The sequence below is a fragment of the Endozoicomonas sp. 2B-B genome (genome assembly GCF_053470045.1).
On sequence record NZ_JBLZMU010000001.1, the window covers coordinates 619,540 to 636,341 of the forward strand.

At 48.6% G+C, this 16,802-nt stretch carries 15 protein-coding genes; 4 read left to right on the top strand and 11 right to left on the bottom strand.

Features of this window, described 5'->3' with window-relative positions:
- Positions 1-75: 75 nt before the first annotated feature.
- Both ACOMHB_RS02500 and ACOMHB_RS02505 read left to right on the top strand, forming a co-directional pair.
- The gene (locus ACOMHB_RS02500; protein WP_448215361.1) at positions 76-1,323 is read left to right on the top strand and encodes a hypothetical protein; all 1,248 of its coding nucleotides are present in this window, start codon (positions 76-78) and stop codon (positions 1,321-1,323) included.
- Positions 1,324-1,525: 202 nt separating this feature from the next.
- Positions 1,526-2,734 (top strand): hypothetical protein, encoded by a 1,209-nt coding sequence (locus tag ACOMHB_RS02505; RefSeq protein WP_448215362.1) that lies wholly within the window; start codon positions 1,526-1,528, stop codon positions 2,732-2,734.
- Between the two features lie 56 nt (positions 2,735-2,790).
- On the opposite strand, the gene ACOMHB_RS02510 is transcribed toward ACOMHB_RS02505, so the two are convergent.
- The 10 genes from ACOMHB_RS02510 to ACOMHB_RS02555 all read right to left on the bottom strand — a co-directional run bounded on the left by ACOMHB_RS02510 (position 2,791) and on the right by ACOMHB_RS02555 (position 13,885).
- Positions 2,791-3,867, bottom strand: coding sequence for a dihydrolipoamide acetyltransferase family protein (locus tag ACOMHB_RS02510; protein ID WP_448215363.1), 1,077 nt, complete (start codon positions 3,865-3,867; stop codon positions 2,791-2,793).
- 49 nt (positions 3,868-3,916) lie between these two features.
- On the bottom strand, positions 3,917-4,948 hold the full coding sequence (locus ACOMHB_RS02515; RefSeq protein WP_448215364.1) for an alpha-ketoacid dehydrogenase subunit beta: 1,032 nt from the start codon (positions 4,946-4,948) through the stop codon (positions 3,917-3,919).
- Positions 4,948-6,027 (bottom strand): pyruvate dehydrogenase (acetyl-transferring) E1 component subunit alpha, encoded by a 1,080-nt coding sequence (gene pdhA / locus ACOMHB_RS02520; RefSeq protein ID WP_448215365.1) that lies wholly within the window; start codon positions 6,025-6,027, stop codon positions 4,948-4,950. The genes ACOMHB_RS02515 and pdhA overlap by 1 nt, the downstream gene beginning before the upstream one ends.
- A 129-nt stretch (positions 6,028-6,156) precedes the next feature.
- Positions 6,157-7,179, bottom strand: a complete 1,023-nt coding sequence (locus ACOMHB_RS02525) for a Leu/Phe/Val dehydrogenase (protein WP_448215366.1) — start codon at positions 7,177-7,179, stop codon at positions 6,157-6,159.
- 235 nt (positions 7,180-7,414) lie between these two features.
- Positions 7,415-8,542 carry an ABC transporter ATP-binding protein gene (locus ACOMHB_RS02530; protein WP_448215367.1) on the bottom strand — a complete coding sequence of 376 codons (1,128 nt, stop codon included), beginning with the start codon at positions 8,540-8,542 and terminating at the stop codon, positions 7,415-7,417.
- A gap of 9 nt (positions 8,543-8,551) precedes the next feature.
- Positions 8,552-9,286 carry an HAD family hydrolase gene (locus ACOMHB_RS02535; protein WP_448218594.1) on the bottom strand — a complete coding sequence of 245 codons (735 nt, stop codon included), beginning with the start codon at positions 9,284-9,286 and terminating at the stop codon, positions 8,552-8,554.
- Positions 9,276-10,718, bottom strand: coding sequence for a CehA/McbA family metallohydrolase (locus ACOMHB_RS02540; RefSeq protein WP_448215368.1), 1,443 nt, complete (start codon positions 10,716-10,718; stop codon positions 9,276-9,278). Before ACOMHB_RS02540 ends, ACOMHB_RS02535 begins: the two co-directional genes overlap by 11 nt.
- A gap of 64 nt (positions 10,719-10,782) precedes the next feature.
- Positions 10,783-12,063, bottom strand: a complete 1,281-nt coding sequence (locus tag ACOMHB_RS02545) for an extracellular solute-binding protein (protein ID WP_422411592.1) — start codon at positions 12,061-12,063, stop codon at positions 10,783-10,785.
- A 6-nt stretch (positions 12,064-12,069) separates the two neighbouring features.
- Positions 12,070-12,990, bottom strand: coding sequence for a carbohydrate ABC transporter permease (locus ACOMHB_RS02550; RefSeq protein WP_422139605.1), 921 nt, complete (start codon positions 12,988-12,990; stop codon positions 12,070-12,072).
- Positions 12,991-13,000: 10 nt separating this feature from the next.
- Positions 13,001-13,885: a carbohydrate ABC transporter permease gene (locus ACOMHB_RS02555; RefSeq protein ID WP_448215369.1), complete on the bottom strand. Its 885-nt coding sequence runs from the start codon at positions 13,883-13,885 to the stop codon at positions 13,001-13,003.
- 528 nt (positions 13,886-14,413) lie between these two features.
- On the opposite strand from ACOMHB_RS02555, the gene ACOMHB_RS02560 reads away from it, so the two are divergent.
- Together ACOMHB_RS02560 and ACOMHB_RS02565 are read left to right on the top strand one after the other, a co-directional pair.
- Positions 14,414-15,718 (top strand): AAA family ATPase, encoded by a 1,305-nt coding sequence (locus ACOMHB_RS02560; RefSeq protein WP_448215370.1) that lies wholly within the window; start codon positions 14,414-14,416, stop codon positions 15,716-15,718.
- On the top strand, positions 15,711-16,313 hold the full coding sequence (locus tag ACOMHB_RS02565) for an HNH endonuclease family protein (RefSeq protein WP_448215371.1): 603 nt from the start codon (positions 15,711-15,713) through the stop codon (positions 16,311-16,313). Before ACOMHB_RS02560 ends, ACOMHB_RS02565 begins: the two co-directional genes overlap by 8 nt.
- A gap of 137 nt (positions 16,314-16,450) precedes the next feature.
- Here ACOMHB_RS02565 and ACOMHB_RS02570 read toward each other — a convergent pair whose 3' ends face one another.
- Positions 16,451-16,795, bottom strand: a complete 345-nt coding sequence (locus ACOMHB_RS02570; RefSeq protein WP_422136428.1) for a DMT family transporter — start codon at positions 16,793-16,795, stop codon at positions 16,451-16,453.
- Positions 16,796-16,802 lie beyond the last annotated feature (7 nt).

Here is a 16,802-nt window from a genome sequence, read left to right on the forward strand (position 1 = left end):
AGTTGAGGATATTGTCATTCATAGCTCCATTTAGAATCTATATTTCCAGTTCAGTCACTGTATCTGGAAATCGTCATGAAAAAGTCATTCAACCTGTTTCCGTTACTTTTGTGTTTGCTTTATTCGATGGCAAAGGCCGTCAGCCTCCCCGCAAAAAATGATTTTGATTTTCTTAAGCATTTTAATGGCACCGCACTGGTTGAAAACGGGCTCGAGTTAAAGCAAAGCATTACCGGAGTCTCTTTGTCTACCCTACTCAACCTGGGTATATGGTGGGGTGTCTGTAAAACAGCGCAAATAGTTTCCGGGCCTTCAGGCAAATATGATCTGGCTGCATTGGATACAGAGGAGCTGGAGAAGTTGAAAACGGATTTTTGTTTGCAACTGGCACCCGTGATAACGACTGCCGAAGTGGCGCTGGCCGGGCATGTGTCTCCCTGGCCGCTGGAGCAGCGCTGGTGGAAACCGCAGTATTTTGCCGGTGCAGGAGTGACAGCTTGTGCCTCTATGACGAAAGGGAGGGAATTCGTACCTTTCGCAGTCTTGACCTACCTTGCATCAGAAGCGGCATCAAGAACCGGAGCCAGCGCTGTGTCGGTGTTAATGCTAAGAAAAATGAGCGTAAGGAATATTACAACTGAATGGTATGCGGCTGGGGAATACGCAGTATTGTCTCTGATTAATGGGGTTATGGCAGGGTACGCCGTTTGTGTAGCCATTATTCATAAAGGCTTCAGTCCAAAAACAGCGCTACTTGCTTCTCTTGTTAGCATAGGGATTGTAATTATTTCAGAGTTTGTAATGAATGTGGACGGACTGGCAAAGGCCGCAGCCGAAGCCGAAACCAGAGCCGCAGCCGAAACCAGAGTCGAAGCCGAAAAAAGAGTTGCAGCCGAAACCAGATCCATAGCCTTAGCCTTACTCGGAGCTATAGGCGTAGCAGAACTCGGAGTCATCGCCGTAGCTGAACCCTTAGTTGTAGGAGCTGCAACCGGAGCTTTATCCGGAACCCTGGCAGGAGCTGTAGTTGGAGCCGTAGTCGGAGTCGGGGCTGGAGCCGGAATCGGAGCTGGAGTCGGAGCCTCAGCCCTGGGCGGAGTCGGAACCTTGCTTATGTTCGGCAGTTCGAAGATAACCTCAAACAACCCGTTTATCATAGCCGGTGTCACTCTGGTGCCTGCGTTGACTTTCGCTGTTATCAATAGTCTTTCAAACTACGCTGTTTATGGTTATCCACTGGAACAAGGCCTTACAGAGACCGACCGGAATCTGTGGAAAAAGTTTTATGCGCCTCTGGATTATCTCTCGACTCTGTTTAACTGACAGACTCAACTGTCAGCCACTGAATCAGCGGTAAACTCTGGCAGCTAACGCCTGCTTCAGTTGCTGTGCCGAAGGCGCAGCCTATTGGAAGCATTAGATAGCTGCTTTATTTGCACTGCATCTTGTAGTTAAGGATATTGTCATTCATAGCTCCGTTTAGAATCTATATTTCCAGTTCAGTCACTGTATCTGGAGAATCATCATGAAAAAGTCATTCAACCTGCTTCCGTTACTTTTGTGTTTGCTTTATTCGATGGCAAAGGCCAGCCCTCCCTCACAAAATGATTTTGATTTTCTTAAGCCTTTTAATGACACCGCATTGGTTGAAAATGGACTCGAGTTAACGCAAAGCATTGCCGGAGTCTCTTTGTCTACCCTGCTCAACCTGGGTATATGGTGGGGTGTCTGTAAAACAGCGGAAATAGTCTCCGGAACTTCAGGCGAATATGATCTGGCTGCATTGGATACAAGGGAGCTGGAGAAGTTGAAAACGGATTTCTGTTTGCAACTGGCGCCCGTGGTGACTACCGCCGAAGTAGCGCTGGCCGGGCATGCGTCTCCCTGGCCCCTGGAGCAGCGCTGGTGGAAACCCCTGTATTTTGCCGGTGCAGGAATGGCAGCTTATATCGCCAATACGAAAACAAAGGAGCTCATATCTGTAGCAGTTTTGACCTACCTTGCGTCCGAAGCGGTATCAAGAACTGGAGCCAGTGCTATTACGGCGTTAATTCTTAGAAAAATGAGCTTAAGGGATATTGCAACCGAATGGTATGCGACAGGGGAATACACAATATTGTCCATGACTAACGGAATTATGGCAGGGGCTGTCGTCTATGAATCCATGATTCATAAGGGCTTGAGTCCAGCAAAAGCGACTCTTGCTTCTGTTGTCAGCGCAGCGATTGTCGGCACCCTCTCGGGAATTATTTCACTGCTAACAATTGATTTACAGGCACAGGCTGGACCCGGAGTTGTAGCCGGAGTCGGAGCCGGAGTCGTAGCCTCAGGCTTAGCCACAGTCAGATTGGAAGCCGGAGCCAGATCCGGAGTCTTAGCCGGAGCCGGTGTCGGACTCGTAGCCGGAGCCTTAGTTGGAGCCGGAGCCGGAGTTGGAGCCACAGTCGGAGTCGGAGTGGGAACCGGAGTCGGAGCCGGAGCCATAGCTGGAGCCACAGTCCTGGGCGGAGCGGGAGCCTTGCTTATGTTTGGCAGTTCGAAGATAACCTCAAACAATCCGTTTATCAAAGCCGGTGTCACTTTGGTGCCTGCGTTGACTTTCGCTGTTATCAATAGTCTTTCAAACTACGCTGTTTATGGTTATCCACTGGAACAAGGTCTTTCAGAGACCGGCTGGACTCAGTGGAAAAAGTTCTATGCGCCTCTGGATTATCTCTCGACTCTGTTTAACTGACAGATCCAACTTTCATGACAATCGGCTTCTACCCACTGGTAAAAGCCGATATAAAATTATTCGGACAACTTCTGAAGCATGCAATGCAAGAAACGAGAGGCTTCTCCACCAGTAACTGCGCGATGATCAAAGGTCAGAGAGATAGGAAGAATCCGGTGATTCTGAATCTCATCATTTTCGCTTACTACACGACTTCTCAGTCGGCCAACACCAATGATGCACACCATGGGCGGCACAACAACAGGGGTAGCGAACTGACCCGCAAAAACACCAAAGTTGCTGAGAGTTATGGTGGCACCCTGCATTTCTGATGGCGGAAGGCTGCGTTCCTCAACCGCTTTTCTAAAATTGTTAATGCTGTCTCTCAAAGCAGTGGCATCCAGTTTTTCTGCGTCTCTGATAACAGGCACAAACAGACCTTCTTCACTGTCAACAGCCAGTCCCAGGTGAACGGAAGTAAAGACTTCACGACTCATCACCGTTTCATCAAACCAGGCATTGAGTGTCGGTTCTTCCTTGCAGGCTGCGGTAATGGCCTGAATCAGCCGAACGCTAATGTCTGTGCCTTTTGGCCAGTGCTCAATATCCACATCATCAAACAGAGTGACAGGTACCACTTCGGCATGAGACTGTGCCATGGTTCGAGCCATGTGTTTTCTGACGCCTTTGACAGGCTCGGGGTTTGCCAGGGGATAGCTCTGACGAATAGAGTTTTTGCCATCACTTTTCGGATCGATAGAGACACCCAGTTTGGCGGCCAGTGCAGTGACGTCACCTCTGCTTTCAGCAGCAGGGGCTTTTCCGGACTCAGGTGGTGTACCGATAAAAAAATGGTCATCGGTGCTGTCATCATCAGAGTCTGTTGCTAGCTCGCCGACCACCGTGCCGGCATCTTCCTGATCACTGACAAACTCCAGCAGAGGCGCTCCGGTCATAATGGTGTCGCCGGGTTTGCCACAGAGTTTTGCGACAACACCGCTGATAGGTGAAGGAACGTCGACAATAGCCTTGGCGGTTTCGACTGAGACAATGATCTGGTCTTCTGCGACGGAGTCACCTTCCTTGATATGCCATTCAATAATATCGGCTTCGGGAATGCCTTCACCCAGGTCGGGCAGGTTGAAAAATTTCATATTCTTGTCCTTGTTACTGAAAGCCCTTTTGCTGAAGGCTCTGCGGATATCATTGATACGCCAGTGTTTTCAGGGATGCCCTAATGATGTCATCAGGTTGGGGAAGGTAATGATTTTCCATCCGATAATAGGGCATGGTCGTGTCATATCCTGTCACCCGTTCGATCGGTGCTTTCAGATCCATGAGCGCTTCCGAGGCCAGCCCGGCAGCTATTTCAGCACCTACGCCAAAGCTTCGGCAGGCTTCGTGAATAATCACACAACGACCTGTTTTGCGAACCGAAGTCAGGATCGTCTCCATATCAAGGGGCTTAATCGTGGCGACATCAATCACTGCCACGGAAACGCCGTGTTGTTCCAGAGTTTTGGCGGCCTGAAGGGTTTCGCTGATGGAAGCTCCCCAGCTGATCAGAGTCAGGTCGGAGCCTTGCTTGAGAGTAAAGCACTTGTCGAGTGGGAGCAGTGGAGTCTCTTCAGAAACGTCCTGCTTGACCGCGCGATAGATGCGTTTGGGCTCCAGAAACAGAACCGGATCAGGATCATTAATCGCAGAGCGCAGCAGTCCGTAGGCTCTGACGGGCGATGACGGAATGACCACTCTGATGCCGGGAATATGGGCAAAAAGAGCTTCAGTACTTTCAGAATGATGTTCGGGAGCGCGGATACCACCCCCGAAAGGCGCTCTGACAACCATTGGGCAGCTGAGGCGTCCACGGGTACGGTTTCGCATTCGGGCAGCATGACATATCAACTGTTCCATGGCCGGGAAGATGAACCCCATGAACTGGATTTCCGCAACAGGCTTCAGACCCTGAGTGGCCATACCAACACTGATACCGGCGATCAGGGCTTCAGCCAGGGGTGTATCCATGACCCTTTTCAGGCCATACTTTTCTCTCAGACCCTGAGTCGCGCGGAAAACACCGCCATTAACACCAATGTCTTCACCCAGCAGTACCACCTCAGGGTCTTGTTTCATGGTGTGGTCCAAAGCCAGATTGATGGCTTCCACCATGGTGATTTTATTTGTGCTGCTGTCGACAGTCGATCGGATCAGGTTTTCAGATACTGAACTATTCATCAATGAGTTCCTCCGTCGGCTTTAAACATAGCGGCTTGTTTTTGCAGTTCCAGTTGCGGGGGCATATTTGCATAGGTGTGATCGAAGAGGTCGCTGATAGAAGGAAGTGGCGTTTCCAGATAGGTTTTGACTTCTTTCTCAACCAGGGCGGCAGCTTCCTGTTTCAGCGCCTGCTCTTTCTGCTCATTCCACAGGCCACGGTGATGCAGGAAGTTTCTGAGTCGTTTTACCGGCTCTTTGTTCCAGGCATCCTGTAGCTCTTCACTGTTACGATAGCGACTGGCGTCGTCTGCCGTAGTGTGATCGCTCAGGCGATAGCTGATGGCTTCAATCACTGTAGCGCCTTTGCCGCCTCTGGCGCGTATCATGGCTTCATTGATGACTTCGTGCAGCGCCACAACATCGTTACCATCCACTTGTGCGCAAGGCAGCCCGGCAGCAACGCCTTTTTGAGCCAGTGTCGGGGCTCCGGACTGAATGTTACGAGGAACAGAAATAGCCCATTGGTTGTTATTGATGATAAATACCAGAGGCAACTGCCAGACCCCTGCAAGGTTCAGGGCTTCAGTAAAGTCACCTTTGGAAGTAGCGCCATCGCCCAGTGACACCACCGCCACCTGAGGTTGGTGTCGAATTTTGATCGCGGTGGCCACCCCGGCAGCATGATCTGCCTGGGTAGCAATAGGAACGCAGTTCGGAAAGTCATGACCCCAGGCCGGACCGGAACTGCCTCGCTCATCTCCACCCCAATAGAGCATGATATCGGAGAGGGGAACCCCTCGTAACATCAATCCGGGAAGGTCTCGATAGTAAGGAATCAGGACGTCTTTTTTCTCCATCAGTGAACCAAAAACAGTGCTGATAGCCTCCTGTCCGAGACAGGATGGGTAGGTCCCCATCTGACCGGTTCTCTGCAGGGCAACGGCTTTGGCATCACCTGCTCTGGCTATGACCATGGTGCGGTAATATTGAATCAGGGTGTCTTTATCTTCAGTCCATTCTGGCAAAGGTTGGAGGACTTCTCCCTCCTCACTGAGGTACTGATAGAACGGAATCTGACAGGCATCGTTGGTTTTCATAAGGTGCGCTCCTGTGTTTTTTACTACGGGACTCTGTTTGACCACCGGGATAAAAAGAAATGCGCATACCCATGGTTGTGACAAGTAATGACTGTGAGAAGTCAGTCAGGCCATCAGTTGTCAGGATTGCTATTCGAATAGCAGAGCTTCTGCCATATGATCGGCAATCACACTGCTGGGAGTCTTCCGCTGCTGTTCATAGCGAAAGACCTGCAACAAAGTCTCTTCTATGGCGTTGATGCGATCATTTATTTCGCTCTGTGGTTTACCCTGGTGTGTCATTGCTACGAAGATCAGTCCACCGGCATTGATCAGGTAGTCCGGCGCATAGAGAATGCCTCTGTCAAACAGCAACTGGCCACATTCGGGAGCCAGCAGTTGATTGTTTGCAGAGCCTGCTACAGCAGTGCATTGCAATTGACTGATGGTGTCTTTATTGAGAATGCCTCCCAGACCGCAAGGACTGAAAATGTCACAGGGAACCGAATAGATTTCTTCAGTACTGACGGCGGTTGCCCCCAACTCATCAATGCACTGCTGAAGTTTCTGTTCATTGATATCAGTGACAATCAGTTTGGCGCCACCCTGATGCAGTAACTGGCAAAGGGCAAAGCCGACATTACCAAGTCCCTGAACAGCGACTCTGATACCTTTTAGTGAAGAACCAAATTCCGGATGAGCTTTCAGGGTAGCCAGAATGCCCTTGTAAACACCGAGGGCGGTGGAAGGTGCGGGATTACCACTCGAAGAGGTACAAGAAACGTGTTGAGTTTGAGAGGCGATGGCATCCATATCAGATACTCTTGAGCCGCTATCCATTGCAGTAATATAGCGGCCTCCCAGTTCTTCAATAAACTGGCCAAAAGCTCTGAACAGTTGTTCCCGATCGTAGGGGGCTGTCGGCTCCATGATGACGGATTTGCCGCCACCGAGATCCAGTCCGGCAAGCGCCGCCTTATAGCTCATACCTTTGGCAAGACGGATAGCATCGGTAACTGCATCTTCAGTTGAGGTGTAGGGAATTATACGACAACCGCCGAGGGCTGGTCCTCTTCGGGTGTTATGGATTGCAATGATTGCTCTGAGACCTGAGGCTTCATCGTATTTCAGATGGATGTCATTAAGCCGGGCCTCTTTTATCTGTCTGAACATAACGGGATCTCCGTATGTGTCAGAGCCGATAATGCTCTGTTTTGCTTATAGTTATTTTTTTTGTAGCCAAGGGTCAGGATGACTGCCCAAAACAGCGATGATCAGGGCTTTTAGCCCTTCAACGATTACAATACGTCAGCAGGTGTATTGTCAACCGGAGAATTGCGATACAGGTTGTTCCTTTGCCCGCATGGCGGCAAAATAAGTGCCATCCTCAGATGGCACTTATGAGCGACTAGCCTAAAACTTCTTCAGTATCCGAATCGAACAAGTGGCATTGAGAGACTGTGAATTTCAACAACGCAGAGTCACCACTGGCTAACACTTTGTCTGCGTCGAAGGGTATCCTTGATATCATCTTGTCACCTCCCAACTGAAAATAGAGGTAAAGCTCATTACCCATTGACTCCACTACATCAATTTTGTGGCGTTGGGTGTTGACGTCTGAGGTGTTTGTAGCATCGTTGGCTAACTGAATATGCTCAGGGCGAATACCAAACCAGACCCACTTACCTGCTCTCTGTCTGGCCAGGCTCTGCTTATGTTGCGGCAACTCCCAGCGATGTCCACTCTCTGTAACCACACTCATTACGTCATCGACTTCATCAATAAGCACCTTAATGATATTCATCGCCGGAGAACCAATAAAGCCAGCAACAAACTTATTAGCAGGGTATTGATAGAGGTTCATCGGCGTATCGACCTGCATGATCTGGCCCTGGTTAAGTACACAGATTCTGTCGCCCAGTGTCATGGCTTCCACCTGATCATGGGTAACATAAATCATGGTTGCATTTTGCCCTTCCGCTTTAAGATCATTATGCAGCCGAGCAATACTGACCCGGGTTGAGACTCTGAGTTTGGCATCCAGATTTGAAAGCGGTTCATCAAAGAGAAAAACATCCGGTTTGCGAACCATGGCACGTCCCAATGCAACGCGCTGTCTCTGTCCACCGGACATTTCACCGGGTTTATTTTGCAGTAGATGCTCAATTTCGAGTGTCTTTGCCGCTTCTGCAATACGCTTTTCTATTTCGGCTTTTGCCAGCTTTTGCTGCTTCAACCCAAAGGCCATATTTTCATACACGGTCATGTGAGGATAAAGAGCGTAGTTTTGGAAAACCATCGAGATACCGCGATCTTTTGGAGGCAAATCATTCACTCGCCTATCACCAATGTACACATCGCCCTCAGAGATATCTTCCAGGCCCGCAATCATTCTCAGCGTGGTTGATTTTGCGCAGCCAGAGGGGCCCACAAACACCATGAACTCACCTTCACGAATGTTGAGGTCGACACCATGTACCGCTTTAAAACCATTCGGATAGGTTTTTTCTACCCCTTTCAGTGTGACTTCAGCCATTTCTCATCCTCAAGTCAATTCATTAAATGCGTATGGGTCAAACTGAGCCACCGATGGAATAACAAGATCCGCCACAGGTTCCAACTCGCTCGCTGAAGCAGTCCCTGTCAGGACACCAATTTTCTTTGCCCCGGCATTGGTAGCGAATTCCATATCTGACACCGTATCACCGAACATGATGACCTCGTGGGGTTCAACTCCACATTGCTGACAAAACGCATTCAGAAGTGCGGGAGCTGGTTTGGGCTCTATATCCCCGTCACTGTAGCCAATATAATCAAACAACTCCTTCAGGCCTGAATGTTCCAGCGTATAGAGCGTCGAATCTTTGGTGTCCGCTGTTGCAATGCCTAAAATCATCCCTTGTTGCCTGAGAGAAGTGAGCCTGTCTGCCACTCCGGGTAAGGCTTCGATCCATTCAGGATTTTCTGCAACCTCCTGGTTAAAAGCGCTTTTCGTCACTCTGGTGAATTCTGTCAGTGTTACCTGAGGGTTGAGCATTTCAAACCATGCAGCAGCGGTGTCTTCAACAGGGTTAGAAGCGAGCAGGCCATGATTGTCGACTTTGTCTCCCTCAACGCCTATCGCCGAGAGTAACCCGGTCTCAGTGACATTTTGATGACCTTGTCTCTCGTCGCTATATTTTTTTACTCGATGACAGGCGCTGCATGAAACCTTTAGCCACATATTGTGGAATTCCAATAGTGTGCCATCTTTATCAAACAGTAGTGCTTTATACTTCATCACTATTTAATCGCTCTATCAGCTCTCCCCAACTATGCACTTTCGGGGTTTTAAAAGTAGGTTTGGTACCGTTATAAACAGCGTTGATACAGCCTTCGAATTCCCGGGTCCGGGCTCTGCGAATATCAACTCGACACCAGTGATAATCGGAATCGACCTTAATCGTTTTTGGTTCTGTACCCAGCATGACAGTGGCAACCAACTCGCCATCGACAATGCACTCAGCGAGATAACTCAACTGAGTATCTTGTACAGCTATTCGGTAGCTCAAAGGCTCGCCCGAGCTGTCAGCCCCCGGCAAGAGTTGATGGTTGTTGATATCAAACGAAAGGCCGCATCGTCGCTCTATGTAGACCTGACCGTTGTGCAAACCGGACAAGATGCCTTCACCACTCAAACCCTGGCTGAAGACAAAGGTAGAAGGGTCGCCATATATCGACGGCTCTGTCGCTTTGGGGTTGCGCTCATGTGGCTCCAAATGTGAGTCACTTCCACCTATGGCAGCCACCCGATGACCGCAATTCCACATTTCATTCATCACCCTCAGTGCAGACTCTGTGGCTTGTGGCGATGTCGGCCAGGTGGGGTCGCAACAGACTTCAAAGGTTGAGATCTTCTCAAGTAAAAGCGGCGAATATTGCCAATGCCATGGCTTCATCATCGGGTGATTAATGCTGATTGAGCTCTGGCCCTCGCGGGCGAGTTGCAAACCTGCTTCGATTACCTTTTGGCTGCTAAGCTCGATACTTCGAAGATCCAATATGGATTGAGGCCCGTGAACATTAAAGTGCCCCAGGTCGGTGGTTACCTCGATGCCGGGTAAGAAAAGACATGAGTTTGAGACAGGCAGTCTTGGCTGGCAAATGTTGTGTTTTGGCTGGCAAATGTTGTGTTCGGTAAAGAAAAAGAAATCGAGCTGTTGTGACTCCACAATCTGCTTTGCCGCAGAGAGACTGTTATGACCATCAGAAAGTCTGGTGTGAGCATGAAGATCACCACGATACCAGCGTGATTCAGATTTAATCAGTCTGCTGTAATCAAAGTGGATATCGTGGTCAGTCGCGACAACATCGTCGGTGAGAAGGTCTTGATGTTTTTGCTCCTGATTGAAGTCAACCCGAATACAATATTGTATGGCACGCTTGGGTTTAAACTCAGCATCCAGATTGTATAAATCGAGATACCATTCCCCTTCCATAACATCGCCATCAATCGCACCAAATCCGGAGCGTTCTGGTTTGACACACAATGACTTGTCAGGTTTCTCAAACAGTATTTTGCCACGATATTGGTCCTTTGCATCGTAGACAGCGGCATACAAAAACCTTTTAGTAACCGTTGAACCGGTGATATTTACCGATAAGGTTCCGTTCGGTACCTTAAATGGCAGACGAGTTCGGCCAAAGGTCAGCTCACCCTGAAATTCAGTCATAGCGTCCGGTGATTAATCCGTTTCTTTAGAAATGAGAGCCCGTTTGAAACGGGCTCGAAAGGCATTAAGAGCGGTTCACTCTATCTAACGCCCGCTGCGCTTTTTTTGCTGCCTGTTTAAGTGCTTTCTCAGCAGGAACGTTTTGGATTTGAATTTGGTCAGCAGCCACTCTCAGCGCATCCATAATCTTGCCGTTGGTTGGATCAAGAAAGTCAGGGCTTGCTGAGCTGGCTTGCTTCAACGGAATCAGAGCTTGTGGATTCTTCTCTGTAAACAACTTGTACTCAGCGACATCCGCTGCACTCATGCGAACCGGGATGTAGCCTGTGAACATTGACCAGGCGGCGGTTTTTTCGGCACTTGTGTAAAACTCCATAAATTCAAACGCCCCTTGAGCCGCTTTTTCATCGGTTCCTTCAGGCATCACGTAAATAAGTGCACCCGCCTGAGGAGCCGGAGGATGCGACCCCCAGCCAGGCTGAGTGGTCGCTGCCAATTTAGTGAAATCCAGATCACCCTGATCACCTGAAGAACCGGTATAGCCCAGCGCTTGGTCTTTCATCACGTCGTCAATGGTCTTATACCAGTATTCCCAGCCCTGACCACCGTAGTGAATACGCATGATTTCATCATCATGAATCCACGTGCGGAAACTATCCCAAACCTCAACCCACTCCTGTGAATCGATCAGCACCTTTTTGCCATCATTACTGATCACCCGGGCGCCGTTAGAAAAAGCGGCATCGATCAAATTATCAGCGCCCCACATCGGTTCCCAGCCGTAAAACACTGTGTTGCCTTTCTCGTCACGCTTAGTCACTTTTTCTGCAACTTTTGCAACGCCTTGCCAGGTGTTTAAATCCTCTTCTTTAAAGCCATTCTCTGCCAACACTTGTTTGTTGTAATAGAAAACCTGTGTGGTGCCGTAAGCGGGTAAGCCAAATACTTGCCCATCTTCTGCCGTTACCTGGTCTCTAAAGGCAGTGACAAAGTCATCAAAGTTGAATTGTGCATCCATGTAAGTATTCAAGTCACGGCTTAAACCACGCTGTCGCATGGCATCAGCGTAAACCGGGTCCAAAAGTACTAACTCTGGCGCAGTTTTTGACGCTAAACCTGCCTGAAGTTTCTGGTAAGTCTCGGTGTAATTTCCCTGCAGAGCAGGTTTAATCACATATTCATCCTGACTCGCGTTGAACTCTGTAATAAGTTCAGTCATCATTTTCTGAGGCTTTGTACCGCCTGAATACCAGAAGTCCACTTCGGTTTTTGCCAGTACGCTGCCTGAGAATAAAGACGCACTCACTGCGCCGGTAAGCATAAGTGCGAGACTGTTCAGTTTCATGTCCGTTTACTCTTTTACGCCGTTATCGGCGATGCCTGAAAGAATCGTCTTTTGACACACGACGAATAGAATCAATAAAGGCAACACAGCAATTGTGCTCGCAGCCATAATCTGCGACCAATTCAAGCCGTAGTTACCTTCAGCGATAAAATATTGGCGAATACCCGTTGCGATCAGGTTCAACTCTTGTGAAGTAATCACCAGGCTTGGCCACATGTAACTGTTGTAGTTAGTGATGAACGTAATAAGGAACAATGTGGCAACCGCAGCCCGACACTGGGGAAGCATAATGGCCCACAAAATCCTGAATTCTCCAGCTCCGTCAATGCGTGCCGCTTCGATCAGTGAAGGGTGTATTTTTATAAACACCTGACGAAGGTAGAAAACACCAAAAACAGAGGCCGCATTAGAGATAACCAAACCAGTGTGAGAGTCGAGCAAACCCAGTCTGGCCAGCGTGATGTAGGAGGGAATATAGGTCACCGCACCGGGCAACATGTAGCAACCCATCACAACGAAGTAGAGCACAGTTTTGGAGCGGAATCTCAGTTGAGTCAGTGCATAGGCAAACATGGCTGAGTTGATGATCACCAGCAGAGTTGTCAATAACGCCACACTAAAACTGTTAAAGATGTACAAACCAAATGGCGCACTGTGGAATGTTTCAACAAATGTTTCCCAACGGAATGTCTCCGGGATTAAATTAAGTGGGCTGGAAAAAATTTCATCATTCGACTTCAAAGAGCCCGATATCATCCATAAGAATGGAAACACCATCATGGTTCCGCAGGCCATCAGAAAAATATGCTTAGCCAGCGCAAGAAAAGCCTGTCTTGCCACTAAACGTTCTTTAATGGCAATTCTCTTACGGCTAACGGCTTTTATCTGACCTAACGTGATTGAACTATCAATAGCTTGTGTCGTCATAACCCTGTCCTTAGTAGTAAACCCAGCGCTTACCGATGCAGGTATTGATCAGGGCAAGCAAACCTGTGATCGCTAAAATGACCAGCGAGGTTGCTGCTGCCGGGCCCATTTCATACCGCTCAAATGCCTGTTGATAGAAAAGATACAACAAGGTCCGTGTTTCCCCGCCGGGGCCACCCTGAGTCAGAATCTGAAACTGATCGAATGCCTGCACAGCCGTGATGATATTGACCACCACCAGAAAAAATGTGGTCGGTGAAACCAGTGGTAGTGTTATCCTCAGAAAACGGGTCAGACGACTGCATCCGTCAATTAAAGAGGCTTCATATAAAGATTCGGGAATCTTATTTAAGGCGCTGATGTAAAACAGCATTGTCCAGCCAATAGCTTGCCAGATAGTCACGATGACCACGGCCACCATAGCGGTATCCCCTTGTTCCAGCCACGGGATTTTGTCAAAGCCCATAGACATTAACAGTTGATTCGCAAGACCCGATTTAGACTCAAAGACCCAGGACCAGACGATGGAGACAGCAACCGTCGGGGTAATCCACGGAGAAAAGATCACCGCTCGATAAAACTGACTGCCGGCAAAATTGCTGTGTAACAGCAAAGCAAACACAAGACCAAGCACAACGGTAGGAATGACCACTGCGAGCGAGAACCAAAAGGTATTGAGTAGAGCTTGAGTGAACTCAAAGTCCTCTACCATATACTGGTAATTCTCCAGACCAACGAAATTGTATTCTGGCGAAATGTAGTCCCAATCGGTAAAGCTGATATAGACGGAGTAACCAAATGGCACCAACCAGAACGTTACGAGCGGTATCAGTAAAGGTGCAGTAAAAAACAGCACCTTTAACCGGTTCGAAAAATGTTGAGAGAAGGTACGCATGGCTTAACCCTGGCACTTTTAATAATTGTCGATAATTTAAACGGGATATATGACAATTATGTTGAAAAGCACCTCATTTTTTTATGGGTGCACACAAGAAAATCTTTTAATAGATATGAAAAGCAGTTTTCGGACAGGACGAATTTCCAACCAAAAAGAGGTATCATCATCCTGTCTGTGGTCGATTTTTCAGCAAGGAACCACTGGCGTTATCTGTTACTGTTTTTTCCCAGTTGATTCCCTTTGGCAGCAGACAGAACTATAAGCTGCTCATTCGGCATGCGGGTTTGGCCGATGAGAAAACGGGTGACGAGTAAACGGTTAAAGTATATTCCAGTGAGAAGGCCGACACCGAAGATGACCGTTGGCAACACAGCCGTATCACTCTGAAACCACTGAATCCTGATTATCAGCCTATAGTACTTGAAGCCGGATGAAGAGGGGAAAATTCAAGCAATTGCCGAGTTTGTTTGTGTTGTCAATCCGACTAAATCCATTTAATCAGAGCGAGCTATCAGAGATCAGGTAATGCTGAAATCGTTAACCTTAACCAATGTCGGGCCAGCAGAAGGAAACCAAGCCATCCTTTTTGCTCCCCGACTTAATCTGATTACCGGCGATAACGGTCTGGGTAAAAGTTTCCTGCTGGATATTGCTTGGTGGGCACTGACCAGAAAGTGGCCTCAGGAAGTGAACTATAACTTAACATCGGGCTATATGGCACGACCGGTGAATCCGGAAAAACCAGCCAGTATTGGCTTTGAGTCAAAGGGGAAGTCTCGGTTTGTTGAGGTTAACGTCCCATTTCGTCGGACAGAACAGCAATGGGTCTTTCCGAGATCCAAACCGGCACTGGCAGGTCTGGTTCTTTATGCCTTGCCTAATGGTGGGTTTGCAGTATGGGATCCGGCCAGAAACTATTCAGATGCCAAAACCGGAGCAGCCCACGAGAGACGTGCAGCTTATGTTTTTACTCCAGAAAATGTTTGGGACGGCCTTGAAGGTGGAGACGGCAAGCCCCTCTGCAATGGTCTGATACAGGACTGGGCGGGCTGGCAGAAAGAAAAGGGTGAGACATTTGCACTACTGCAAAAAGTACTCGCTGCTTTGTCCCCCTCCCCGGAAGAGCCTATTGAGGCGGGTCAACTGGCGCGGATTAGCCTGAATGACTCGAGAGATATCCCTACCCTGAAAATGCCCTATGGGCATGAAGTGCCTGTGATTCATGCTTCTTCAGGCATGAAGCGGATTATTGCCCTGGCCTATTTGCTGGTATGGGCCTGGCGGGAACATTTGGCAGCCTGCAAGTTACTGGGACAGACACCGACCCAACAGATCATATTCCTGATTGATGAAATTGAAGCGCATCTTCACCCCAAATGGCAGCGCAGTATTATCGTGTCGCTGCTGGAAGTAGTGAAATTGCTGGTGGCAAAGCGTACAAATGTGCAACTCATCACGGCCACGCACTCCCCTCTGGTGATGGCGTCGGTAGAGCCTTTCTTTGATGCTAAGAAAGATGGCTGGCTGGACCTGAACTTTGAAATAGATAAAAAAGGGAGGGGTTGCGCTGTTATTTCAGAGACACGTTTTGTTCGACAGGGTAACGCAAATAACTGGCTTTCCAGTGAAGCTTTCGACTTGAAAAGCTCGTATTCACAAGAAGCAGAAGCAATAATGGAAGAGGCCGGTAAGGTTTTAAGTAGTGATTCTGTGACATCGGAACAGGTTGGGTATATAGATAAAAAACTGCGAACTGTTTTGAGCGATACTGATCCTTTCTGGATGCGCTGGCGCTCCTTTGCTGAGAAAAAGGGGTGGCTGGGTGATTAAGGTGAAACCTCAGCCGGAACCAGTGGATTTTGATGTAAAGGTACGCCAGAAGGGTGTTCGACATCTTGAGGAAAAAGGCATTAATCTACACAAGCCTTTGCCTGAAGGCATGAAAATCTCTCCCTATTGGCGCGATTGTATGGATGAGTTATATCAGGCTTATTCAGGTGTTTGCGGCTACCTGGCAGTACACTTTGAACGCACCACCGGTGGTGCGACGGTGGAACATTTTGCAGCTAAATCCCGTCGTGCAGACCTGGCTTATGAATGGAGCAACTACAGGTTAGCCAGTTCTATCGTCAACAGCCGCAAGAACGATTATGAAGATGTGTTGGATCCCTTTGAAGTAGAGAATGGCTGGTTTCATGTGGAATTAGTGAGTGGACGTATTTTTCCAGCTCCGGAACTGCCAGAGAATATTTTCCAAAAGGTTGACGAGACCATTAGACGTTTGAAGCTGGATGACGGGAATAACCGTGAAATGCGTGCTCGGCATTATTATGAATACAGTCAGGGGGAGTATACAGAGAGCTTCCTGATGAAGCGTTCTCCGTTGGTATGGGCTGAGGCTCGTCGACAGGGTATGTTGCTTTAGTAACCTGAGAGGTCTCGTCAGCTCGTTCCCACGCTGAGCATGGGAACCAGACTTTTGCTGCAGCCTCTCCAGGGCGGGGAGGATCTCAAGCAAGCTACTTCAGGCAGGTTACAAGATTTCGACACCCAGATGACAGATTAATGACTCAAAGAAGATGAGAAGAGATTAATGATAACGGTTCCGGTTAGAATAAAGCCAATACCAATCAATGCATAAATGTCCAGCTTTTGCCCATATATCAGCCATGACAAAGCTGCGACCAAGACAATACCTGCACCACACCAGATCGCATAAACCACACCCAGTGACATGGTTTGAACCGTAATCGACAACAGGTAAAATGCCAGACCATAGGCTATCAATACCGCTGTTGTCGGTATGGGGGCGGTAAATTGATGGGTTCTGGGCAACCAGGACGTTGCAAAGACCTCTAATACAATCGCTAAGGTCAAAGTCAGAGCAGGCGTATTGGATAGCAACATATCAAGC